This is a genomic window from Streptomyces sp. HUAS MG56 (assembly GCF_058673395.1).
Window position 1 is genome coordinate 7,028,424 of sequence record NZ_CM178722.1, and the last position, 21,477, is coordinate 7,049,900.

Annotated in this window: 22 protein-coding genes and 5 tRNA genes; 19 read left to right on the top strand and 8 right to left on the bottom strand. The window is 70.8% G+C overall.

What is annotated here, in order from left to right; genetic code table 11:
• Positions 1 to 51: 51 nt before the first annotated feature.
• Positions 52 to 465, bottom strand: coding sequence for a roadblock/LC7 domain-containing protein (locus AC4OXY_RS33185; protein WP_003973453.1), 414 nt, complete (start codon positions 463 to 465; stop codon positions 52 to 54).
• A gap of 9 nt (positions 466 to 474) precedes the next feature.
• Positions 475 to 4,350, bottom strand: a complete 3,876-nt coding sequence (locus AC4OXY_RS33190; protein WP_376289305.1) for a sensor histidine kinase — start codon at positions 4,348 to 4,350, stop codon at positions 475 to 477.
• Between the two features lie 568 nt (positions 4,351 to 4,918).
• Here AC4OXY_RS33190 and AC4OXY_RS33195 point away from each other — a divergent pair.
• The 9 genes from AC4OXY_RS33195 to AC4OXY_RS33235 all read left to right on the top strand — a co-directional run bounded on the left by AC4OXY_RS33195 (position 4,919) and on the right by AC4OXY_RS33235 (position 8,919).
• Complete coding sequence (locus AC4OXY_RS33195; RefSeq protein WP_356024654.1) at positions 4,919 to 5,107, top strand: hypothetical protein; 189 nt, start codon at positions 4,919 to 4,921, stop codon at positions 5,105 to 5,107.
• Positions 5,108 to 5,269: 162 nt separating this feature from the next.
• A complete protein-coding gene (locus AC4OXY_RS33200) occupies positions 5,270 to 6,058 on the top strand; it encodes a fumarylacetoacetate hydrolase family protein (protein WP_356024652.1) in 789 nt (262 codons plus the stop codon).
• Complete coding sequence (gltX, locus tag AC4OXY_RS33205; protein WP_362823222.1) at positions 6,051 to 7,535, top strand: glutamate--tRNA ligase; 1,485 nt, start codon at positions 6,051 to 6,053, stop codon at positions 7,533 to 7,535. The genes AC4OXY_RS33200 and gltX overlap by 8 nt, the downstream gene beginning before the upstream one ends.
• Before the next feature lie 88 nt (positions 7,536 to 7,623).
• Positions 7,624 to 8,367, top strand: coding sequence for an HAD family hydrolase (locus AC4OXY_RS33210; RefSeq protein ID WP_402066849.1), 744 nt, complete (start codon positions 7,624 to 7,626; stop codon positions 8,365 to 8,367).
• A 90-nt stretch (positions 8,368 to 8,457) separates the two neighbouring features.
• Positions 8,458 to 8,529, top strand: a tRNA-Gln gene (locus tag AC4OXY_RS33215).
• 21 nt (positions 8,530 to 8,550) lie between these two features.
• A tRNA-Glu gene (locus tag AC4OXY_RS33220) sits at positions 8,551 to 8,623 on the top strand.
• 29 nt (positions 8,624 to 8,652) lie between these two features.
• Positions 8,653 to 8,725: transfer RNA gene (locus AC4OXY_RS33225), tRNA-Glu, on the top strand.
• Positions 8,726 to 8,746: 21 nt separating this feature from the next.
• Positions 8,747 to 8,818, top strand: a tRNA-Gln gene (locus AC4OXY_RS33230).
• Positions 8,819 to 8,846: 28 nt separating this feature from the next.
• A tRNA-Glu gene (locus AC4OXY_RS33235) sits at positions 8,847 to 8,919 on the top strand.
• A 52-nt stretch (positions 8,920 to 8,971) separates the two neighbouring features.
• Here the strand turns inward: AC4OXY_RS33235 and AC4OXY_RS33240 are convergent.
• On the bottom strand, positions 8,972 to 9,616 hold the full coding sequence (locus tag AC4OXY_RS33240; protein WP_356024645.1) for a MerR family transcriptional regulator: 645 nt from the start codon (positions 9,614 to 9,616) through the stop codon (positions 8,972 to 8,974).
• 83 nt (positions 9,617 to 9,699) lie between these two features.
• On the opposite strand from AC4OXY_RS33240, the gene AC4OXY_RS33245 reads away from it, so the two are divergent.
• Positions 9,700 to 10,209, top strand: coding sequence for a DUF4188 domain-containing protein (locus AC4OXY_RS33245; RefSeq protein WP_356024644.1), 510 nt, complete (start codon positions 9,700 to 9,702; stop codon positions 10,207 to 10,209).
• A gap of 99 nt (positions 10,210 to 10,308) precedes the next feature.
• On the opposite strand, the gene ndgR is transcribed toward AC4OXY_RS33245, so the two are convergent.
• Positions 10,309 to 11,025, bottom strand: coding sequence for an IclR family transcriptional regulator NdgR (ndgR, locus tag AC4OXY_RS33250; protein ID WP_009320373.1), 717 nt, complete (start codon positions 11,023 to 11,025; stop codon positions 10,309 to 10,311).
• A gap of 209 nt (positions 11,026 to 11,234) precedes the next feature.
• Here ndgR and leuC point away from each other — a divergent pair, with 209 nt between their 5' ends.
• From leuC to AC4OXY_RS33270, 4 genes are all read left to right on the top strand, one after another.
• Positions 11,235 to 12,662 (top strand): 3-isopropylmalate dehydratase large subunit, encoded by a 1,428-nt coding sequence (gene leuC / locus AC4OXY_RS33255; protein WP_356024641.1) that lies wholly within the window; start codon positions 11,235 to 11,237, stop codon positions 12,660 to 12,662.
• A 5-nt stretch (positions 12,663 to 12,667) separates the two neighbouring features.
• Entirely contained in the window at positions 12,668 to 13,261 is a 594-nt protein-coding gene (leuD, locus tag AC4OXY_RS33260) for a 3-isopropylmalate dehydratase small subunit (protein WP_362823226.1), read from the top strand.
• Positions 13,262 to 13,528: 267 nt separating this feature from the next.
• A complete protein-coding gene (locus AC4OXY_RS33265) occupies positions 13,529 to 13,759 on the top strand; it encodes an SCO5555 family protein (RefSeq protein WP_356024637.1) in 231 nt (76 codons plus the stop codon).
• A 136-nt stretch (positions 13,760 to 13,895) separates the two neighbouring features.
• Positions 13,896 to 14,546, top strand: a complete 651-nt coding sequence (locus AC4OXY_RS33270; protein ID WP_356024635.1) for an HU family DNA-binding protein — start codon at positions 13,896 to 13,898, stop codon at positions 14,544 to 14,546.
• A 71-nt stretch (positions 14,547 to 14,617) separates the two neighbouring features.
• Here AC4OXY_RS33270 and AC4OXY_RS33275 read toward each other — a convergent pair whose 3' ends face one another.
• On the bottom strand, positions 14,618 to 14,821 hold the full coding sequence (locus AC4OXY_RS33275) for a hypothetical protein (protein WP_356024632.1): 204 nt from the start codon (positions 14,819 to 14,821) through the stop codon (positions 14,618 to 14,620).
• A gap of 10 nt (positions 14,822 to 14,831) precedes the next feature.
• Positions 14,832 to 15,467 carry a 2-phospho-L-lactate guanylyltransferase gene (cofC, locus tag AC4OXY_RS33280; protein ID WP_491991541.1) on the bottom strand — a complete coding sequence of 212 codons (636 nt, stop codon included), beginning with the start codon at positions 15,465 to 15,467 and terminating at the stop codon, positions 14,832 to 14,834.
• A 153-nt stretch (positions 15,468 to 15,620) separates the two neighbouring features.
• Here cofC and AC4OXY_RS33285 point away from each other — a divergent pair, with 153 nt between their 5' ends.
• The 3 genes from AC4OXY_RS33285 to AC4OXY_RS33295 all read left to right on the top strand — a co-directional run bounded on the left by AC4OXY_RS33285 (position 15,621) and on the right by AC4OXY_RS33295 (position 18,655).
• Positions 15,621 to 16,409 carry a lysophospholipid acyltransferase family protein gene (locus AC4OXY_RS33285; RefSeq protein WP_356024628.1) on the top strand — a complete coding sequence of 263 codons (789 nt, stop codon included), beginning with the start codon at positions 15,621 to 15,623 and terminating at the stop codon, positions 16,407 to 16,409.
• Positions 16,406 to 17,416 carry an NAD(P)H-dependent glycerol-3-phosphate dehydrogenase gene (locus AC4OXY_RS33290; protein WP_356024625.1) on the top strand — a complete coding sequence of 337 codons (1,011 nt, stop codon included), beginning with the start codon at positions 16,406 to 16,408 and terminating at the stop codon, positions 17,414 to 17,416. Before AC4OXY_RS33285 ends, AC4OXY_RS33290 begins: the two co-directional genes overlap by 4 nt.
• Before the next feature lie 81 nt (positions 17,417 to 17,497).
• Positions 17,498 to 18,655, top strand: coding sequence for a D-alanine--D-alanine ligase family protein (locus AC4OXY_RS33295; protein ID WP_362823229.1), 1,158 nt, complete (start codon positions 17,498 to 17,500; stop codon positions 18,653 to 18,655).
• 12 nt (positions 18,656 to 18,667) lie between these two features.
• On the opposite strand, the gene AC4OXY_RS33300 is transcribed toward AC4OXY_RS33295, so the two are convergent.
• Positions 18,668 to 19,189: a DUF3515 domain-containing protein gene (locus tag AC4OXY_RS33300; RefSeq protein WP_491991542.1), complete on the bottom strand. Its 522-nt coding sequence runs from the start codon at positions 19,187 to 19,189 to the stop codon at positions 18,668 to 18,670.
• Positions 19,190 to 19,209: 20 nt separating this feature from the next.
• Positions 19,210 to 19,443, bottom strand: coding sequence for an Lrp/AsnC family transcriptional regulator (locus AC4OXY_RS33305; RefSeq protein WP_003997603.1), 234 nt, complete (start codon positions 19,441 to 19,443; stop codon positions 19,210 to 19,212).
• A 233-nt stretch (positions 19,444 to 19,676) separates the two neighbouring features.
• On the opposite strand from AC4OXY_RS33305, the gene AC4OXY_RS33310 reads away from it, so the two are divergent.
• The gene (locus AC4OXY_RS33310; RefSeq protein ID WP_356024618.1) at positions 19,677 to 20,642 is read left to right on the top strand and encodes a thiamine-phosphate kinase; all 966 of its coding nucleotides are present in this window, start codon (positions 19,677 to 19,679) and stop codon (positions 20,640 to 20,642) included.
• A complete protein-coding gene (gene thiD, locus AC4OXY_RS33315; protein WP_491991543.1) occupies positions 20,639 to 21,430 on the top strand; it encodes a bifunctional hydroxymethylpyrimidine kinase/phosphomethylpyrimidine kinase in 792 nt (263 codons plus the stop codon). Before AC4OXY_RS33310 ends, thiD begins: the two co-directional genes overlap by 4 nt.
• Positions 21,431 to 21,477 lie beyond the last annotated feature (47 nt).

The window sequence follows — 21,477 nt, forward strand, 5'->3', positions numbered from 1 at the left end:
GATTGTGTCGGCCGGACGGTGGTTTGGTGAGGTGGGTGGTGCCGGGGGCGGTCAGTGGAGCAGACTGCCTTGGAGTTCGGCGCGCAGATCCGGGGTGAGTACCGCCCCTGCGCGGTCGACGAGCAGTGCCATCTCGTAGCCGACGAGACCGATGTCGCACTCCGGGTGGGCCAGGACCGCGAGGGACGACCCGTCCGAGACGGACATCAGGAAGAGGAACCCCCGCTCCATCTCGACGACCGTCTGTGCCACGTTGCCGCCCTCGAAGATCCGGGATGCCCCGGCGGTCAGCGAGGTGAGCCCCGAGGCGACGGCCGCGAGCTGGTCGGCGCGGTCCCGCGGGAAGCCTTCGGACATCGCCAGCAGAAGGCCGTCGGCGGAGACCACCACCGTGTGCGACACCCCGGGGGTGTTGTCCACGAAGTTGGTGATCAACCAGTTCAGGTTCTGTGCCGCCTGGCTCATCGGACTCAACTAACGCTCCTGCTGGTGAGTGGGGCTCGGGTAGCTGCCGGTCTGGCCGCTGCCGGCCTGACGGCCCTGAGCGATACCCCGACGGAGATTGGTCAGCCGTCCGCGTACGTCGTCAGGCGCACGCGAGATCTGCGGACCGGCCTGGTGCTGTTGCTGCTGAGCCGTGCCCGGGACGAGGTTCGCCCGGGGCACCCGGCGCGGCAGGCCGGAGGTGGTGATACCGCCCGCGGCGGGCTGCCGCACACGTTCGGCCTGCCGGACGAGGTCGTCGTTCGGCGAGGTGCGCCAGGAGCCGGTGGTCGAGCCGTTGCCGGTGCCGCCCGCACCGCCCGGGTTCGCACCGCGCTGCGGAGCAGGGGCGGGCGCCTGCGGCTGCTGCGGTGCGGCCGTGCCGTCCTGCGGACCGCCGTGGAACCAGTTGGTCTCCAGCGTGTCGTACAGCGGCGTACGGCCGTCCATGGGACCGCTGGCCGGCGGCAGGGCCTCCGGCTCGCGCTGCACCGGACGCGACGGCTGCTGCTGCGACGGCTGCTGCTGGGCCGGCGGGCGCGGGGTGCCGAAGTCGTTCCGGACGGGCGGCTGCGGGCGCTCGAACTGGCCGGTGTGCGCCGGGTTCTGCTGCTGCCCGGGCAGCGCGTGCTGTCCGGTGGAGCTGCCGTCGAAGCCGCCGTCGTAGGCCTGCGGGGCCGCGTACCGGCCGCCGTCGCGCCGGCTGTCGTCCGGCCGCGCGGGCGCCGGGCTGCCGAAGACGTCGGAGCGGAGGAACTGCCCGTCGTCCGGCTGACCGGCGGGGCCGTCGAACCGGCCCGGCAGCTGCGGGGCCTCGGGCCGGGCGAACTGCCCGGTCTGCTGCGGGTTGTCCGGGCGGGCGAACCGGCCGGACTGCTGCGGGGCGTCGGGCTGGGTGAACTGGCCCGTGTGCTGGGAGCCGTCGAAGCCGTTCAGCTCGGGGCGCGGGAACTCGCCCGTGGCGGACGGACCGTGGTCGTCGAACGCGGGTATCGCCGGTATCTCCGCGGTCGCCCCCGGACCCTGGCGGTCGTCGACGCGCGGCATGCGCGCGGTGTGCGCCGGGTCCTGCTCGTCGTGGCCGCGCGGGGCGTCCAGCGAGGCACGCGACAGCGGGGCACCGGAGTCGCTCCAGCTCGGCGTGCGCGGCTGCTGCGGCTCGGCGCCGGGCAGCTCGGCCCGCGGCCCGCCGCGCGGCGGCAGCTGGGGCTGACGGCCCTGGTCGGCGGGGGCGGCGGGGCGCTGCGGGCCGCGGCCGCCGAAGGCGTCCTGCTGCGGCCCGGCCGGGTTCGCGGCCTGGAGGTTCTGCGGGGCGCCCGGCGCCTGAGCGCCGAAGCCGCCCGCGGTGGAACCCGTGGGGACCGCCCGGCCCTGCTGCGGACCGCCGGGGCCGCCGAACGCACCGGCACCGCCCTGCGGGCCGCGCGCTCCGCCCGGCGCACCGGGACGGCCGCCCTGGCCTCCGCCGGGCAGCGCGGCCCGGGGACCCTGGCCGGCGCCGACCTGACCGCGCGGGGCGGGACCGGAACCGAGCAGACCGCCGCCGGCCGGAGCGCCGCCGAGGGCACCGCCGTTGCCGGCCTGTCGTCGGGCCGCGGCCGCACCCGCGGCGGCCTGCGCGGCGGCGGGACCGCCGGAGCCACCGGGCGCGCCCGGCTTGCCCGGGGCGGGCTTCTTGCCGCCCTGGGCCACGTCCACGGGCAGCATGACCAGCGCGGTCGTACCACCGGAGTCGGACGGGCGCAGCTGGATGCGGATGCCGTGCCGCTGGGACAGACGACCGACCACGAAGAGGCCCATGCGGCGGGAGACGGAGACGTCCACGGTGGGCGGCGAGGCGAGCCGCTCGTTGATCGCCGCGAGGTCCTCGGGGGACAGGCCGATACCGGTGTCGTGGATCTCGATCAGCACGCGGCCGTCGGGCAGCGCGTGACCGGTGACCTTGACCTTGGTCTGCGGCGAGGAGAACGAGGTCGCGTTCTCCAGCAGCTCGGCGAGCAGGTGCACGAGGTCGTTGACGACGCGGCCGGCGACCTCGGTCGTCGGCACGGACGCCAGCTCGATGCGCTCGTACTGCTCCACCTCGGACGCGGCGGCGCGGAGCACGTCGACCAGCGGGACCGGGCGGGTCCAGCGGCGGCCGGGCTCCTCGCCCGCGAGGACGAGGAGGTTCTCGCCGTTACGGCGCATACGCGTGGCGAGGTGGTCGAGCTTGAACAGCGAGGACAGCTGGTCCGGGTCGGCCTCGCGGGACTCCAGTTCGGAGATGAGCGAGAGCTGACGCTGGATGAGGCCCTGGGAACGGCGCGAGAGGTTGGTGAACATCGCGTTGACGTTGCCCCGGAGCAGGGCCTGCTCGGCGGCGAGGCGGACCGCCTCGCGGTGCACGTCGTCGAAGGCCGCGGCGACCTGGCCGATCTCGTCCCTGGAGTGCACACCGACGGACTCGACGGAGGTGTCGACGTCCTGCGGGTCGGACTCGGAGAGCTGCTTGACCAGCTCGGGCAGGCGGTCCTGGGCGACCTTGGTCGCGGTCTCCTGGAGCCGGCGCAGCGAGCGGATCATGGAGCGGGCCACGACGAACGCGCCGACCAGCGAGACGCCGAGGACGAGCAGGATCAGCGCACCGGAGATGATGGCGTCCTGCTGGGTGGCGCTCTTCAGCTCGCGGGCCTTCTGCTCCATCTCCTCCAGCAGCGTGTGCTCGATCTTCTTCATCTGCTCGATCTTGGTCGAGCTGTCGTCCACCCAGTCGCGGTACGACCGCGCCGGCAGCTGCTGCATACCGCTGGCGGACTCGAAGGCGCGCTTGGCGTAGGTGTCGGCGGCCTCGATCGTCGGGTTGCCCTCGTCGATCGGCTTGAGGAGTTCCTCGGCGTTCTGGCTGGAGTAGATCTTGCGGAAGATCGCCAGCTCGGAGTTCTCGCTCTGGAACGCCGACTGGCCGTAGAGCCGGTCGTTCTCGGAGAGGTCGCCCTTGGAGGCGGTGGTCGAGGGCAGCGCGGCGGCGATGGTCGCGCGCTCCACGGAGGCGTACTCCTTGGCGGTGGAGAAGGCCGCCAGGGCGCGGGTGCGCGAGATCATCTCCGGGTTGCTGGACGCCTCGGCCATGTCCTGGGACAGCGAGATCAGCTGGGTGATCAGGCGGTGGTAGGACTCGATGGTCTGGGTCGAGTTGCCCGGCGACTGGTAGGCGGACCGGCGGATCTTGGCCAGGTCGTCCAGCTGGTTGGCGAGGCCGACGAGCGCGTCGCGGACGCCCTGGAGCTGGCCGTCCTTGCTGGCCGCGTCGATCTGCTCGGAGGCGTCGAGGAAGTTCTCGCGGGCCCGGTCGGTCTTCTCCTGGTAGCCCTTGACCGTGTAGTCGGTGGCCTTCAGACCGTGCGACATCGGACCGGCCGACTGGTCGCGCTCCTCCTGGAGCGCGGCGGCCAGTTCCGTGGCCTGCTTGGTCATGTCCGTCAGCAGCTTCATGTTGTCGAGCTGCTGGATGTCGTTGATGTTCTGGTCGATGCGCAGCGCGCCCAGCGAGGTCGCCGCGACCACGGGGAGGGCGAGCAGCGAGACCAGACGCGTGGAGATGCGCCAGTTGCGCAGGGCCATGCGCGAACCGGGGCCGGTGGTGCCCTTGACGGGCTTGACGGCCGGGGTGGTGGCCGCGGAGCCGCCGGGGGAGGCGGAAGCGGTCGAGGAGGTCGGACCCGACGGGCCGCCGGGCCGCCCGCCGCGCTCACCGCCGTCACCGGACGGGGCCGGGCCCTGGTTCTGGGCGTGCTGGGAGGAGGAGCCGCCCTTCATGGGAGCAGTCCCGTCGTGTGGCTCCGGCTCCGCCGAAGCGCTGCCATCCCTCTTGAAACGTCCCTGCACTAGCGTCGCAACCTCTGGACCAGGCACCCCTCCGCGAGCGGAGGGACACGGTGTCGGCGTTGTGGGGAGCGCCCTGAAAACGTCCCCCGATGGTCTTGAGTGACCGGCGCTGGTTCCCCCTGTCTCGCCGCCACCCGGCGCTGCGTCGCGCCGCCTGTGCGCCGGCTCGATCCTGCGGCGGTCCGTGGAATTCCAGCACAGTGCCGGATCTCCAACAAGGGCCGTGGACCGAGCCGTGACCTCGGTGACGGGCTGTGAGTGCCATGTCACCTGACGTGGAAGCTTATCCCGTGCATAACGGGTGAAACCAGGCGAGTTGTCGGTCGGCGTCAGGTGTCCCAGTCGCCATGATCAGGAGCGGAATGAGGGCTTCAGGTGGTCAATGTCCGTTTCGTAAGGCCGGATTGACGAAGTGATTTGACCGCTTTGTCCGCGACGCCGTGAGGAAACTCACATGCGCCACAGGGGCAGTTGGCGCCGTCGGCGGGGAATTGGATGTTTAGCCTGACGCTTTACAAGGGTGACGACTCTGCAAACCCACTCGACCAGAGGGCACAGGACGACAACGGTGAAGACGACGATGATGTTCCACAAGATCGCTAATCCTCGGCGCACGACCCTGGCGCACCTCAAGGACGCCGGCGAGCTGCAGACCGCCGAGCTGCCGGAGCACTCCGTCGACCTTCCGGTCCACACGGCCAACCCGCGGCGCACCGTCCTGGTGGACGTCCCGGCCCAGGCGGTGGCCGCAGAGTAGCCGACGGGCGCGGAGCGGCCGCGCGGCCGCTCACCTATTCCGCCGAATTCCGGGCACCGGGGAATTCGGCGGAAGGCATTTCCGGGAGGAATCCGACCCCTCGACCGGTTAACCTGGGGCGTCAGCACGCCGGTTCTCAACTGTGAGGGGCGCAAGGATCCCGTGCGCATCGCCAGGTTCTCCATCGACGGGAACGTCGCCTTCGGCGCGGTCGAGGGCGACAAGCAGGACGAGCTCGTCCTGGACATCATCAAGGGCATTCCCTACGGCGTCGACTTCGAGCTCAGCGGTGTCAAGGTCCCGCTGAGCAAGGTCAGGCTCCTGCCCCCGGTCATCGGCAACAAGATCGTGGCCTTCGGCCGCAACTACGCGGACCACGCGAAGGAGCTGGGCAACGAGGTCCCGGACGCGCCGTTCGCCTTCTTCAAGCCGAGCACCTCGATGATCGCCTCCGGCGACGACATCCAGTACCCGCCCTTCTCCGAGGAACTGCACCACGAGGCCGAGCTGGCCGTCGTCATCGGCCGCATGTGCCGCGAGGTCCCGCGCGAGCGCGTCAAGGACGTGATCTTCGGCTACACCTGCGCGAACGACGTCACCGCCCGCGACGTGCAGAAGCGCGAGAAGCAGTGGGCCCGGGCCAAGGGCTTCGACACCTCCTGCCCGCTCGGCCCCTGGGTGGAGACGGACCTGGACCTCGCGCGCGCGAACGACCTGACCGTCCAGTGCACGGTCAACGGCGAGCAGCGCCAGCTCGGCCGCACGAGCGAGATGATCCACCCCATCGAGGACCTGGTCGTCAACATCTCCGAGGCCATGACCCTGCTCCCCGGCGACGTCATCCTCACCGGCACCCCCGCGGGGGTCGGCCCCCTGAACGTCGGCGACGAGGTCGCCGTCACCATCGAAGGCATCGGCACACTCACCAACAAGGTTGTCAAGCGTGGCTAGCGCACCCGGCTCCCCCGTACGCGTCCGTTTCTGCCCCTCGCCCACCGGTAACCCGCATGTGGGCCTGGTCCGCACCGCCCTGTTCAACTGGGCGTTCGCCCGGCACCACCAGGGCACTCTGGTCTTCCGCATCGAGGACACCGACGCGGCCCGCGACTCCGAGGAGTCGTACGACCAGCTGCTCGACGCGATGCGCTGGCTCGGCTTCGACTGGGACGAGGGCCCCGAGATCGGCGGCCCGCACGCGCCGTACCGCCAGTCGCAGCGCATGGACCTCTACAAGGACGTCGCGCAGAAGCTGCTGGACGCCGGTCACGCCTACCACTGCTACTGCTCCCAGGAGGAGCTGGACTCCCGCCGCGAGGCCGCCCGCGCCGCCGGCAGGCCGTCCGGCTACGACGGCCACTGCCGCGACCTCACCCCCGCACAGGTCGAGGAGTACCGGGCCCAGGGCCGCAGCCCGATCGTCCGCTTCCGGATGCCGGACGAGACGATCACCTTCACCGACCTGGTCCGCGGCGAGCTGACCTTCACGCCGGAGAACGTGCCGGACTACGGCATCGTCCGCGCGAACGGCGCCCCGCTGTACACCCTGGTCAACCCGGTCGACGACGCCCTGATGGAGATCACCCACGTCCTGCGCGGCGAGGACCTGCTCTCCTCCACCCCGCGCCAGATCGCGCTGTACAAGGCGCTGATCGAGCTGGGCATCGCGAAGCGGACCCCGGCCTTCGGCCACCTGCCGTACGTGATGGGCGAGGGCAACAAGAAGCTCTCCAAGCGCGACCCGGAGTCGTCCCTCAACCTCTACCGGGACCGGGGCTTCCTGCCCGAGGGCCTGCTCAACTACCTGTCCCTGCTGGGCTGGTCGCTCTCCGCGGACAAGGACATCTTCACGATCGAGGAGATGGTCGCGGCCTTCGACATCTCCGACGTGAACCCCAACCCGGCGCGCTTCGACCTGAAGAAGTGCGAGGCGATCAACGCGGACCACATCCGCATGCTGGATGTGAAGGAGTTCGCCGGCCGCTGCGCCCCCTGGCTGCAGGCCCCGTTCGCCCCCTGGGCGCCCGAGGACTTCGACGAGGCGAAGTGGGCGGCGATCGCCCCGCACGCGCAGACCCGCCTCAAGGTGCTCTCCGAGATCACCGACAACGTCGACTTCCTGTTCCTGACGGAGCCTGTCTTCGACGAGGCGTCCTGGACGAAGGCGATGAAGGAGGGCAGCGACGCTCTGCTCCGCACGGCCCGGGAGAACCTGGAGGCGGCGGACTGGACCTCCGCCGAGTCCCTGAAGGAGGCCGTCCTGGCCGCCGGCGAGGCCCACGGCCTCAAGCTCGGCAAGGCCCAGGCCCCGGTCCGCGTCGCCGTCACCGGCCGCACCGTCGGCCTGCCGCTCTTCGAGTCCCTGGAAGTCCTGGGCAAGGAGAAGACGCTGGCCCGCATCGACGCGGCGCTGGCCAAGCTCGCCGCGTAACCGTCGTCGCCGCCGTACCCGCAGGGGCGGCATCCGGAAGTTCCCGGATGCCGCCCCTGTCGCGTTCCTCACGGGATAGGTTCGGATCATGACGATCAGAGCCGTTGTCTGGGACGTCGACGACACCCTCTTCGACTACACGACCGCGGACCGGCAGGGCATGCGGGCGCATCTGGTGGCCGAGGGGCTGTTCGACGGGTACGGCGGTGCCGAGGCGGCCCTGGCCCGGTGGCGGGAGGTCACCGACCAGCAGTGGGCGCGGTTCGCGGCGGGGGAGCGCGGCTTCCAGGACCAGCGGCGCGACCGCGTGCGTGTGTTCCTCGCCGCGGACCTGACCGACGGCGAGGCCGACGCCTGGTTCCAGCGGTACATAAGGCACTACGAGGCCGCCTGGAGCCTCTTCCCGGACGTCCTGCCCGCCCTGGAGGCCCTCTCGGCCAGTCACCGGCACGCGGTGCTGTCCAACTCCAGCATCACGGTCCAGGAGCACAAGCTGCGCACCCTCGGCATCCGCGACCGCTTCGAGGCCGTCCTGTGCGCCGCCGAGCTGGGTGTCTCCAAGCCGGAGCCCGGGGCCTTCCGCGCGGCCTGCGAGGCTCTCGCGCTGCCCCCGCACGAGGTGGCGTACGTCGGCGACCACCCGGAGATCGACGGACGGGGCGCCGCCGAGGCCGGGCTGGTGTCGGTGTGGATCGACCGCGGCGGGGCCGCTGAGCGGCCGGCCGGCGAAGCGGTCGGGCACGGCGCCGTCCACCGGATCACGACCCTCGCCGAACTCCCCGCGCTCGTCCGCGCGGATACCCGTTTTGGAGCCCCGTCCACCTTCGGGTAATGTTCTTCCTGTGCCGAGGGGAGCGGGCCGAAAGGCCGGAGCCCCGAGGAGCAAACTAGAACGAGAACCCCACAGGGGGTTGAGTTCCAGTGGCCTATGGTGTAATTGGCAGCACGACTGATTCTGGTTCAGTTAGTCTTGGTTCGAGTCCAGGTAGGCCAGCTCGCAGAGCTCATCTGCAAAGCCCCCGTTGTGTAGCGGCCTAGCACGCTGCCCTCTCAAGGCAGTAGCGCCGGTTCGAATCCGGTCGGGGGTACTGATCTCGATCTCGTCGGGATCGCTAGGGCCCCCGTTGTGTAGCGGCCTAGCACGCCGCCCTCTCAAGGCGGTAGCGCCGGTTCGAATCCGGTCGGGGGTACTGACTGGTCTAAACCATCATTGGTCTATGGTGTAATTGGCAGCACGACTGATTCTGGTTCAGTTAGTCTTGGTTCGAGTCCAGGTAGACCAGCTCGGACCTGCGGAAACGCAGTGTCCACGCCCCCGTTGTGTAGCGGCCTAGCACGCCGCCCTCTCAAGGCGGTAGCGCCGGTTCGAATCCGGTCGGGGGTACAGGAGAAGGCCCTTCGCTTCGGCGGAGGGCCTTCGTCGTGTCCGACGCCGGCTACTCGAAGCCGTACCGCCGCGCCGTCTCCTCCTCCTGGGCCAGCCGGTGCAGCGCCTGCAGTACCGGCTCGTTGAGGACCGCCCCCAGGATCGCGAACTCGACCCGCTCCGCCTGCGACGGATACGCCTCCATGTTGTCCAGGTCGAGGACGGCTGTCCGGTACATCAACTCGGCGTACGGCACGAGCAGTTCGGCGCCGAAGGTGTAGCCGATCCGGCGGAACGCGGCCACCGCCACCACCAGCGAGCGGTACGCGGGCGAGAGGGTCGTGAGCTGCTTGGCGTTCGTCCAGCCGAGCTGCTCCAGGAGCGCGCCGACCTCCCGGTGCGCGGCCTGGACGTACTCGTCCTCCGCGTCCGGCTCCGGCACCTGTGGCAGCGCCCACAGTGCCGCGCCCAGGCGGATCGTGCGGGGCAGGGAGTCGTCGTCCACGTGCCCGAGCACCTCGCGCACCTTCGCCACCGGCACCCGGCCCACCTGGATCATCGCCCGCACCAGCCGCAGCCGGCGCAGATGCTCCTCGTCGTACTCGGCCGTCGTGGCGTTGATCTGGCGGCCCGGCGGCAACAGCCCTTCGCGCAGGTAGTACTTGATCGTCGCCGTGGACACACCGCTCTGTTCGCTCAGTTCGGCCAGTCGCATCTCTTGCGCTCCTTCTCGGATAACGGCACTATCCAAGCATCGCTACTTGGATAGCTTCGCTCACCAATGAAGGGGGAGTGGTCATGGTGAACCGAACGACCGCTGACGCGAAGGGCGAGGTCGTCGTCCTGCTGATCGGCATGCGGATCAACCGCTTCTGGGCGGTGCACCTCTGGCTGCCGGTGATGCTCGCGATGCTCCGCATGCTGCGGGATCTGCGGAAGGAACCCGAGCGCGGCCTGCTCAGCCACGTCCTGCTGACGGCCTCGCCGCGGACGTACTACGTCGTGCAGTACTGGGAGTCCAAGGACCGGCTGTACGCCTACGCGACGGCATCGGACGCCTTCCATCACAAGGCCTGGGCGCGCCTCAACCGCAAGGAGCGGGACGGGAAGCTGCGCGGGCAGGTCGGCATCTGGCACGAGTCGTACGTCGTGCCCGAGGGGTCGTACGAGGCGATCTACGGCGACATGCCCGCGTTCGGGCTGGCCGCGGCGCACGGGCAGGTCCCGCTGGAGCGGCGGGGCCGGTACGCGAAGGACCGGTTCGCCTACCGGTCGAAGGGGGTGCCGGTCGCGGAGAAGACCGGCTGACCGGGGGGATCGGGGGATCGGGGGATCGGGGAGGGCCTGCCGCGGCGTTGAGGCAGGCCCTCCCCGGCGTCCCCGGACGTGTCCCCGGGCGGCGCCTGCTCAGCCCGAGCGGCGCAGGGCCTCGGAGAGGCGGGCGGCGGCGTCGATGACCGCCTGGGCGTGCATCCGGCCGGGATGGCGCGTCAGGCGCTCGATCGGGCCCGAGACGGACACGGCGGCCACCACGCGGTTGGAGGGGCCGCGCACGGGCGCGGAGACGGACGCGACGCCCGGCTCGCGCTCGCCGATGGACTGGGCCCAGCCGCGGCGCCGTACGCCCGACAGGGCCGTCGCCGTGAAGCGGGCGCCCTGCAGGCCCCGGTGCAGCCGCTCGGGCTCCTCCCAGGCCATGAGGATCTGCGCCGAGGAGCCGGCCTTCATCGTGAGCGTGGAGCCCACCGGAACGGTGTCCCGAAGGCCGGACAGCCGTTCCGCCGCGGCCACGCAGATGCGCATGTCACCCTGGCGCCGGTAGAGCTGCGCGCTCTCGCCCGTGACGTCGCGGAGGTGGGTGAGCACGGGGCCGGCCGTGGCGAGCAGGCGGTCCTCGCCGGCCGCCGCCGCCAGTTCCGCGAGGCGCGGGCCGAGAATGAAACGGCCCTGCATGTCGCGTGCCACCATGCGGTGGTGTTCCAGGGCCACGGCCAGGCGGTGGGCCGTGGGTCGTGCCAGTCCGGTGGCCCCGACCAGACCCGCGAGGGTGGCCGGACCGGACTCCAGAGCGCTCAGGACGAGGGCCGCCTTGTCCAGAACGCCGACGCCGCTACTGTTGTCCATGCAACGATACTCACGTCTCACTCTGTGAAACGCAAGTTCAATTTTCCGTGGAACGCGCCACTCTGGAAACACACAGGCGGCCCGCGGACCAACGGGCCCGGTGGCGGACGCCCGGAATCACGACGTTCAGGGGCCCTCGCAAGGGCAGCCGCCGCATCCTCAGGATCTCTAGTTGGGCCGGCGCACGTCTGCCGGCCGGAGGGAAAGCGATGGGTAGGACACTCGCGGAGAAGGTCTGGGACGACCACGTCGTCCGGCGCGCCGAGGGCGAGCCCGACCTCCTCTACATCGATCTGCACCTCCTGCACGAGGTGACCAGCCCGCAGGCCTTCGACGGGCTGCGCAAGAGCGGTCGCCAGGTGCGCCGTCTCGACCTCACCATCGCGACCGAGGATCACAACACCCCGACCCTCGACATCGACAAGCCCATCGCGGACCCCGTCTCCCGTGCCCAGCTGGAGACGCTGCGCAAGAACTGCGCCGAGTTCGGGGTGCGGCTGCACCCGCTGGGCGACGTCGAGCAGGGCGTCGTGCACGTCGTCGGCCCGCAGCTCGGTCTGACGCAGCCCGGTACGACGGTCGTCTGCGGCGACTCGCACACCTCCACGCACGGCGCCTTCGGCGCGCTGGCGTTCGGCATCGGCACCTCCCAGGTCGAGCACGTGCTGGCCACCCAGACGCTGCCGCTGGCCCGCCCGAAGACCATGGCGATCACGGTCGAGGGCGAACTGCCCGAGGGCGTCACGGCCAAGGACCTGATCCTGGCGATCATCGCCAGGATCGGCACGGGCGGCGGCCAGGGCTACATCCTGGAGTACCGCGGCTCCGCCATCGAGAAGCTCTCGATGGAGGCCCGGATGACCATCTGCAACATGTCGATCGAGGCCGGCGCCCGCGCGGGCATGATCGCCCCCGACGAGACCACCTTCGCGTACCTCAAGGGCCGCGCCCACGCCCCCGAGGGCGCGGACTGGGACGCCGCCGTCGCGTACTGGAAGACCCTGCGCACCGACGACGACGCGGTCTTCGACGCCGAGGTCGTCATCGACGCCGCCGAGCTGTCGCCGTTCGTCACCTGGGGCACCAACCCCGGCCAGGGCGCGCCGCTTTCGGCCGACGTCCCCGACCCGGCTTCGTACGAAGACGCTTCGGAGCGCCTCGCCGCCGAAAAGGCCCTGGAATACATGGGGTTGGAGGCCGGCCAGCCGCTGCGCTCCATCGAGGTGGACACCGTCTTCGTAGGCTCCTGCACCAACGGCCGCATCGAGGACCTGCGTGCCGCCGCCGAGCTCCTCAAGGGCCGCAAAGTCGCCGACGGCGTACGGATGCTGGTCGTCCCGGGCTCCGCGCGGGTGGGTCTCCAGGCCGTCTCCGAGGGCCTGGACGTGGTCTTCAAGGAGGCCGGCGCCGAATGGCGGCACGCGGGCTGTTCGATGTGCCTCGGCATGAACCCCGACCAGCTGGCCCCGGGTGAGCGCTCCGCGTCCACCTCCAACCGCAACTTCGAGGGCCGGCAGGGCAAGGGCGGCCGTACGCACCTGGTGTCGCCGCAGGTCGCGGCCGCGACCGCCGTCCTGGGCCACCTCGCCTCGCCCGCCGACCTGTCCGCCGACACCCCCGCGCCCGCTGGAGTCTGAGAACCATGGAAGCCTTCACCACCCACACCGGCCGGGCCGTCCCGCTGCGCCGCGGCAACGTCGACACCGACCAGATCATCCCTGCTCACTGGCTCAAGAAGGTGACCCGGGACGGGTTCGAGGACGGGCTGTTCGAGGCCTGGCGCAAGGACCCCGAGTTCGTGCTCAACCGTCCCGAGCGGCAGGGCGCGACCGTCCTGGTCGCCGGTCCCGACTTCGGCACCGGCTCCTCCCGCGAGCACGCTGTCTGGGCCCTGCAGAACTACGGCTTCAAGACCGTGATCTCGTCCCGTTTCGCGGACATCTTCCGGGGCAACTCGCTGAAGAACGGCCTGCTCACGGTGGTTCTGGACCAGAAGGTCGTGGACGCGCTGTGGGAGCTCGTCGAGTCGGACCCGCAGGCCGAGATCACCGTCGACCTGGAGAACCGTGAGGTGCGCGCCGAGGGCGTCACCGCCTCCTTCGAGCTGGACGAGAACTCCCGCTGGCGCCTGCTGAACGGCCTGGACGACATCTCCATCACGCTCCGGAACGACGCCGACATCGCCGCCTACGAGGCCAAGCGGCCGACCTACAAGCCGCGCACGCTCCAGGCCTGATCGCCGGCCCTGATCCCCAGGGCTGATTTCGGCCACCGCAACACCCCGCCTGTACCCCCGATCGCCACGATTGGGGGTACAGCCATGTCTGCACCCGATCGGACCTGCGCACCTCTTACGCTGCCCTCAACTTGCCACGTTAGGAAGGCTGTTGGCCGGGTAGGTGAGTGCAATGATCGCAGCCTCCGCAAGTGCCTGGAAGGCCATTTGAGGCGGCAGTTACACCCTGCGCAGGCGACAACTCGCCCCAGATGGCACAATCTGTGCATGGGACACGACGGCCAACTCCAGCTCTATACGGCGGTCGCGAACCAGCTCAAGGAAGCGCATGCAAGGGTGCGCGCACTGCAAGTCCCGGAGGGCGTACGGATGGCGCTGACCCGGAAGCTGCTGGTCATTACGGCCGCGGCCAAGCACGATCTCGCCGCTGCGGCAAGGCGGCTCGAGCGGTTCAACGCGGACCTCGACGCGGGGCGGATCCCCGAAGAGGACCACTGAGCAGCTTGGGAGCGCCGAATCCGTTGCGGCACAAGGGTGATAAGCCCGTTTCGTGTTTGATTTGCGGTATATATCTGCCTAACGTGCGAAAAAGCTTGAACACTTTCGTTCTGGCGATGTCTCCGAAGGGGAAGACGTGAACAAGGCGCAGCTCGTAGAAGCGATTGCCGACAAGATGGGTGGCCGCCAGCAGGCGGCCGAGGCTGTCGATCATGTCCTGGACGCCATCGTCCGCGCGGTCGTCGCGGGCGAGCGGGTCTCGGTCACCGGCTTCGGGTCCTTCGAGAAGGTGGACCGCCCCGCCCGCTACGCCCGCAACCCCCAGACGGGCGAGCGGGTTCGGGTCAAGAAGACCTCCGTGCCGCGCTTCCGCGCGGGCCAGGGCTTCAAGGACCTGGTGAGCGGCTCGAAGAAGCTCCCGCGCGGCGGCGAGGTCGCCGTGAAGAAGGCGCCCAAGGGCAGCCTGACCGGCGGCACGGCGATCAAGAAGGCCGCGGCGAAGAAGGCCACCAAGGCGGCCGCGAAGAAGGTCACGGCGAAGAAGACGACCGCCAAGAAGACGACGGCGGCGGCGAAGAAGACGACGGCCGCGGCGAAGAAGGTCACGGCGAAGAAGACGACCGCCAAGAAGACCACGGCGGCGGCGAAGAAGACCACCGCCGCCGCGAAGAAGACCGCCGCCAAGAAGGCCCCGGCCAAGAAGGTCACCGCGAAGAAGGCGCCGGCCAAGAAGTCGACGGCTCGCAAGACCACGGCGAAGAAGACCACCGCGCGCAAGGCGTCGTAAGGTCTCCAGGGCACTCACGCGCCGGGCCGGACTCCCCAGGGGAGCCCGGCCCGCGGCGTGTGCGGGGACGGTTACAGCGTCTGCAGCGTGACGAGCGTGATCCGCAGGGTGTCCCCGCGGCCCTCGGTCTCGATCCGCACCCGCTGCCCGGGCCGCAGCAGCCGCAGCCCGCCGGCGTCGAACGCCGCGGTGTCGTACGGCACGGGGGTGCCGTCGTCGAGCAGCACCTGTCCGCTGCGGGTCTCGGGGTCGTAGGTGTATGCGGTGGCCTGCATGGAGTTCAGCCTACGGGGCGCTCAGCAGGCCCGCCGCGGCGGCAGCCGTGTACGGGCCCACCCCCAGGGCCAGCGCCGCGCGCAGATCGTCCCCGGTGTCCACGTCCTGTCGTACCGAATCCACCCCGGCCGGCGTGAGTTCCCGCGCGCCCGAGGCCCGGTGGCGGTTGCGGGAATCGATGCCGAACGCCGGCTGCAATTCCTGTTCCGGCCCCGCCGCCAGCAGTGTCGTGCCGATAGCCGCCGCATCCGCGAGAAAGGCACGGGGGAATTCCGCGGCGGCGTCCAGTACCCGCGCCAGTTCCCGCGGGCGCAGTGCCGGCAGATCGGCGTTCAGGGCCGCCACGGCCGCTCCGGGGCGAATCGCGCGTACCGCCGCCGCGCCGTGCGCCAGGGCGGCGTTCAGGCCGTCCGCGGGGGTGTCCGGGACGATCCGCGCGCCCAGCGCCGCCAGTTCCCGTCCGGCCCGTTCGTCGTCCGTGACGACCGCCACACCCGCGACGGTCGCGCACGCCAGCGCCGCGGCCACCGTGTCCTGCGCGAACGCGAGGGCCAAGCCCGGGCGAACTCTGTCCGCGGCCGTGTCCGAGAGCCTGCTCTTGGCCCGCACCAGGGGCTTCAGCGGGATGACCAAGGTCCACTGCACCGGCGTACCGTCCCTCTCTTGTCGCGCTCATTGTCACCCGCTGTATCCGAGGACACGCAGGGCGGGGCGTACGGTGTTCTCGACAGACCGGCGGCCCGGGGCGACACTTGTGCGGCCCCCGCCGAGGTGGCATGCCTAGAGGAAGGTGTCCTTGTGCCCCGCCGCAGAATCGGCTTCTGGTACCGCTTCGCCGCGGTGATCTGCAAACCGCCGCTGGTGGTTCTGATCAAGCGTGACTGGCGCGGAATGGAGCACATTCCGGCCGAGGGCGGATTTATCACCGCGGTGAACCACAATTCCCACGTGGACCCCTTCGCGTACGCGCACTATCAGTACAACACCGGAAGGGTTCCGCGATTCCTGGCGAAGAGCGGCCTTTTCAAGACAGGATTCATCGGCGCCGCCATGCGCGGTACCGGGCAGATTCCCGTCTATCGCGAGTCCACCGACGCGCTCAGCGCCTTCCGGGCCGCGATCGACGCCGTGGAGCGCGGCGAGTGCGTCGCCTTCTACCCCGAGGGCACCCTCACCCGCGACCCGAACGGCTGGCCCATGACCGGCAAGACGGGCGCCGCGCGCGTGGCCCTGCAGACGAAGTGCCCGGTCATCCCGGTCGCCCAGTGGGGCGTCAACGAACTGCTGCCGCCGTACGCCAAGAAGCCGAACCTCCTCCCGCGCAAGACCCATCACGTGCTCGCGGGCCCGCCCGTGGACCTCTCGCGCTTCTACGACAAGGAGATGACCCCGGACCTGCTGAAGGAGGCCACCGAGGTCATCATGGCGGCCGTCACGCGCCAGCTGGAGGAGATCCGCGGCGAGAAGGCGCCCGAGACGGCCTACGACCCGCGCCGCGAGCGGATCGAGCAGCGGCGCCGCACACAGGCGCAGGCACAGACCGAAGCACACACGCAGGGCAAGGAACCGGAGGGGCAGGGCAAGTGAGCAAGGCGGTAAAGGCGGCGGTCATGGGCACCGGCTCATGGGGCACCGCCTTCGGCATGGTCCTCGCCGACGCGGGCTGCGAGGTGACCCTGTGGGCCCGCCGCCCGGCGCTGGCCGAGGCGGTCAACTCGACCCGGACGAACCCCGACTACCTGCCCGGAGTCGAACTCCCGGAGAACCTGCGGGCCACCGCCGACGCGGCCGAGGCCCTGCGGGACGCGGACTTCACGGTCCTCGCGATCCCCTCCCAGACGATGCGCGAGAACCTCGCCGAGTGGACCCCGCTGCTCGCCCCGGGCACCGTGCTCGTGTCCCTCATGAAGGGCGTCGAACTCGGCTCCGCCATGCGGATGAGCGAGGTCGTCGAGGACGTCGCCAAGGTCGGCGCCGAGCGCATCGCCGTCGTCACCGGGCCCAACCTGGCCCGGGAGATCGCCGCCCGCATGCCGGCCGCCGCCGTGGTCGCCTGCGCCGACGAGGCCGTCGCCCGGCGCCTCCAGGCCGCCTGCCACACGCCGTACTTCCGGCCGTACACCGAGACCGACGTGGTGGGCTGCGAGCTCGGCGGCGCCGTGAAGAACGTCATCGGGCTCGCCGTCGGCATCGCGGACGGCATGGGGCTCGGCGACAACGCCAAGGGCTCGCTGATCACGCGCGGCCTCGCCGAGACCGCGCGGCTCGGGGTGGCGCTCGGCGCCGACCCGCTGACCTTCGCCGGCCTCGCGGGCCTCGGCGACCTGGTGGCCACCTGCTCCTCGCCGCTGTCCCGCAACCACACCTTCGGCACCAACCTCGGCAAGGGCATGACCCTCCAGGAGACCATCGCGGTCACCAAGCAGACCGCCGAGGGCGTCAAGTCCTGCGAGTCCGTGCTGGATCTGGCCCGCCGGCACGGTGTCGACATGCCGATCACCGAGACGGTCGTCGCCATCGTGCACGAGGGCAAGTCGCCCGTGGTCGCCGTCAAGGAGCTGATGTCGCGCAGCGCGAAGCCCGAACGACGCTGAGCGAACGCGCCCGTCTCTGTTCGTTCCCGGGCGGAGTCGACGCTGTATCCGGGCTCTACCACCGGGTACTCTCAACCCGATATGAGCACCGAGAACCTTCCCCAGAGCCCTGAGCAGCCGTCGCGCAAGCCGCGCGTGGCCGTCGTGTTCGGCGGGCGCAGCTCCGAACACGGGATCTCCGTGGTCACCGCCGGCGCCGTCCTCAAGGCCATCGACCGGACCAAGTACGACGTCCTGCCGATCGGCATCACCCGGGACGGCCGGTGGGCCCTCACCGCCGACGAACCGGAGCGGATGGCCATCACCGACCGCCGCACCCCCGACGTCGAGGAGCTGGCGGAGTCGCACGAGGGCGGCGTGGTGCTCCCCGTCGACCCCGCGAACCGCGAAGTCGTCTACAGCGAGCCCGGCTCCGTGCCCAAGGCGCTGGGCGAGGTCGACGTGGTCTTCCCGGTGCTGCACGGCCCCTACGGCGAGGACGGCACCCTTCAGGGCCTCCTGGAGCTGTCCGGCGTGCCGTACGTGGGCGCCGGCGTGCTCGCCTCGGCCGTCGGCCAGGACAAGGAGTACATGAAGCGGATCTTCACCTCCTTCGGGCTCAAGGTCGGCCCCTACGTGGTGATCCGCCCCCGTGAGTGGGCGCAGGACGAGTCCGCCGCCCGGAAGAAGATCGTCGACTTCGCGGGCGAGCACGGCTGGCCGCTGTTCGTGAAGCCCGCGCGCGCGGGTTCCTCGATCGGCATCACCAAGGTCGACGACCTGTCCGGCCTGGACGAGGCGATCGCCACCGCCCAGCAGCACGACCCGAAGATCCTCGTCGAGGCCGCCTTGCGGGGCCGCGAGATCGAGTGCGGCGTCCTGGAGTTCGAGGACGGCCCGCGCGCCTCCGTACCGGCCGAGATCCCGCCGCCGGACACGCACGCGTACTACGACTTCGAGGCCAAGTACATCGACTCCACGCCCGGCATCGTCCCGGCGCCGCTCACCGACGCGGAGACCGCCGAGGTGCGGCGGCTCGCGGTCGAGGCGTTCGAGGCCGCCTCCTGCGAGGGGCTGGTCCGCGCGGACTTCTTCCTCACCGAGGACGGCGAGTTCGTGATCAACGAGATCAACACCCTGCCCGGCTTCACGCCGATCTCGATGTACCCGCAGATGTGGCAGGCCACGGGCGTCGGCTACCCCGAGCTGATCGACCGCCTGGTGCAGGCCGCGCTGCGCCGCCCGACCGGGCTGCGCTGAGCAGCTCGCAGTTCACCCGCGCATGGAGGCGATCCCGACCGGGATCGCCTTCTTCACAGCCGGCGCGATGTCCGTGAGCACCGCCGTGCCCTCGTCCTGCGCGGACATCCCCTTGGGCAGGCCGATCTGCACATAGGCCACGCGGTTGGCCGTCGTGAACCGCCAGGTCCCGTCGCCCTGCTTCTCCATCAGCCAGTCGACGCCGTTCACCCCGCCCGCGATCGCGTCCGGGTCGCCCCCTTCCGCCACCTTCGGATCGACCATCTTCGGCGGCCGTACGACACCGCAGCGCAGTATGATCGCCGGGCTTCCCCAGCCCGCCGTGTAGGCGGACCGGGGTGCGGGGTCGTCACGGCTCCGTCCGTCGAGCTTCTGCGGCAGCACCTTGCGCAGGTCCCGGCACACCGGGGCCGTCTTCGCGTCGGGGGTGGGAACCGCCACCGAGGCGCTGTCGTCTGCCGAGGAACAGCCCGCGACCGCGATCAGCAGCGCGGGCGCGAGCAGGCCGAGGGGCCGGTGACGGAAGATGTTCACCGGCCAAGCGTAGACGGGGGCTACAGATGCACGACCGGACAGGTCAGGGTGCGCGTGATGCCGTCCACTTGCTGGACTTTCGCGACCACCATCCGGCCGAGGTCGTCGACCGTGTCGGCCTGGGCGCGCACGATGACATCGTACGGACCCGTCACGTCCTCGGCCTGGATCACTCCAGGGATCTTGCTGATCGTCTCGGCGACGGTCGACGCCTTGCCGACCTCCGTCTGGATCAGGATGTACGCCTGTACCACGGAACCTCCAGGGCGGCCACGAGGATCATGTGGGGAAAAGGAACGCCACGGTATCGCGTCGCCGCTCCCCGAGGGGAGACCTGCGGGAACCGGGCTTGCGCGCCAGGGTGCAGGCGCGACGGCGGTTGACGGTCGACCTCGACCGGGCGACGGTCATCTCGACCGTATCGGGGACACTGATGTCGCGCGACTGGGCACGACCAGCGACCAGGGACAGAAGGGGAGCAAGGGAAATGAAGGGCACTGTTGGTGAGCTCGGGGAGTTCGGGCTCATCAGGGAGCTCACCTCCCGTCTCACCACCACCCCGGCGGTCCGGATCGGCCCCGGCGACGACGCCGCGGTGGTCGCCGCGCCCGACCGGCGCGTGGTGGCGAGCACCGACATCCTGCTGGAGGGGCGGCACTTCCGCCGCGACTGGTCCACGGCCTACGACGTGGGACGCAAGGCGGCGGCCCAGAACCTCGCCGACATCGCCGCCATGGGCGCCGTGCCGACCGCGCTGCTGCTCGGCCTGGTCGTGCCCGCCGAACTCCCGGTGACCTGGCCGAGCGAGCTGATGGACGGCCTGCGCGACGAGTGCCAGGTCGCGGGCGCCTCGGTGGTCGGCGGGGACGTCGTACGCGGCGACACGATCATGGTGTCGATCACCGCGCTCGGCGATCTGCGCAACCAGGAGCCCGTCACGCGCGCGGGAGCCCAGCCCGGCGACCTGGTGGCCGTCACGGGCTGGCTGGGCTGGTCCGCGGCCGGTTACGCGGTCCTCTCGCGCGGCTTCCGCTCCCCGCGCGCCTTCGTCGAGGCCCACCGCCGCCCCGAGCCGCCGTACCACGCGGGCCCGGCGGCCGCCCGGCTCGGCGCGTCCGCGATGTGCGACGTGAGCGACGGGCTGATCGCCGACCTCGGGCACATCGCCGAGGCCAGCAAGGTACGTATCGACATCCGCTCCGGCGCGATCGACATCCCGACCCAGATGAACGACATCGGTCAGGCCGTCGGCGTCGACCCGCTCCAGTGGGTGCTGAGCGGGGGAGAGGACCACGCGATCGTCGCGACCTTCCCGCCGGACACCAAGCTGCCGGCCCGCTGGAAGGTCATCGGAGAGGTCCTCAACCCCTCCGCGCTGCCCCAGGTGACCGTCGACGGGGCGCCCTGGACCAGCAAGGGCGGCTGGGACCACTTCGGGGACATCGAGTCGTGATCCCGCGCGTACTGACGGTGGCCGGTTCCGACTCCGGCGGCGGCGCGGGCATCCAGGCCGACCTGAAGACGATGCTGGCGCTCGGCGTGCACGGCATGAGCGTGATCACGGCCGTGACCGCGCAGAACTCGCTGGGCGTGCAGGGCGCCTGGGAGCTGCCGGTGGCGGCGGTGCGGGCCCAGTACCGCAGCGTCGTGGACGACATCGGCGTCCAGGCCGTGAAGACCGGCATGCTGTCCTCGGCGGAACTGGTCGAGACGGTCGCCGAGTTGATCTTGGGCACGGACGCCCTGGCCGTGGTCGACCCGGTCGGCGTCTCCAAGCACGGCGACCCGCTGCTGGCCGCCTCCGCGCTGGACTCCGTGCGCACGAAGCTGCTCCCGGCGGCCACCGTGGCGACCCCGAACCTCGACGAGGTGGCCCAACTCACAGGCGTGCGCGTCGAGTCGGAGGACGATCTGCGCCGGGCCGCGGCGGCCGTGCTGGAGTACGGGCCGCGCTGGGTGCTGATCAAGGGCGGGCATCTGGCCGGAGACGCCGTGGACCTGCTCACGGACGGCTCGGCGGAGCACTGGCTGCGGGCGCCCCGCCACGACAACCGGCACACGCACGGCACGGGCTGCACGCTGGCCTCCGCCATCGCGTCGGGCCTGGCGAAGGGGCAGGGCGTGCCGGAGGCCGTCGCGGCGGCCAAGGAGTACGTCACGGGGGCCATCGCCGCCGGGTTCGCGCTCGGGGCCGGGATCGGGCCGGTGGACCACGGCTGGCGGTTCAGGTCGCCCGAGTGACCTCGCGAGTACGGCAAACGTGAGTACGGCAAAAAGCCGGCCCACCG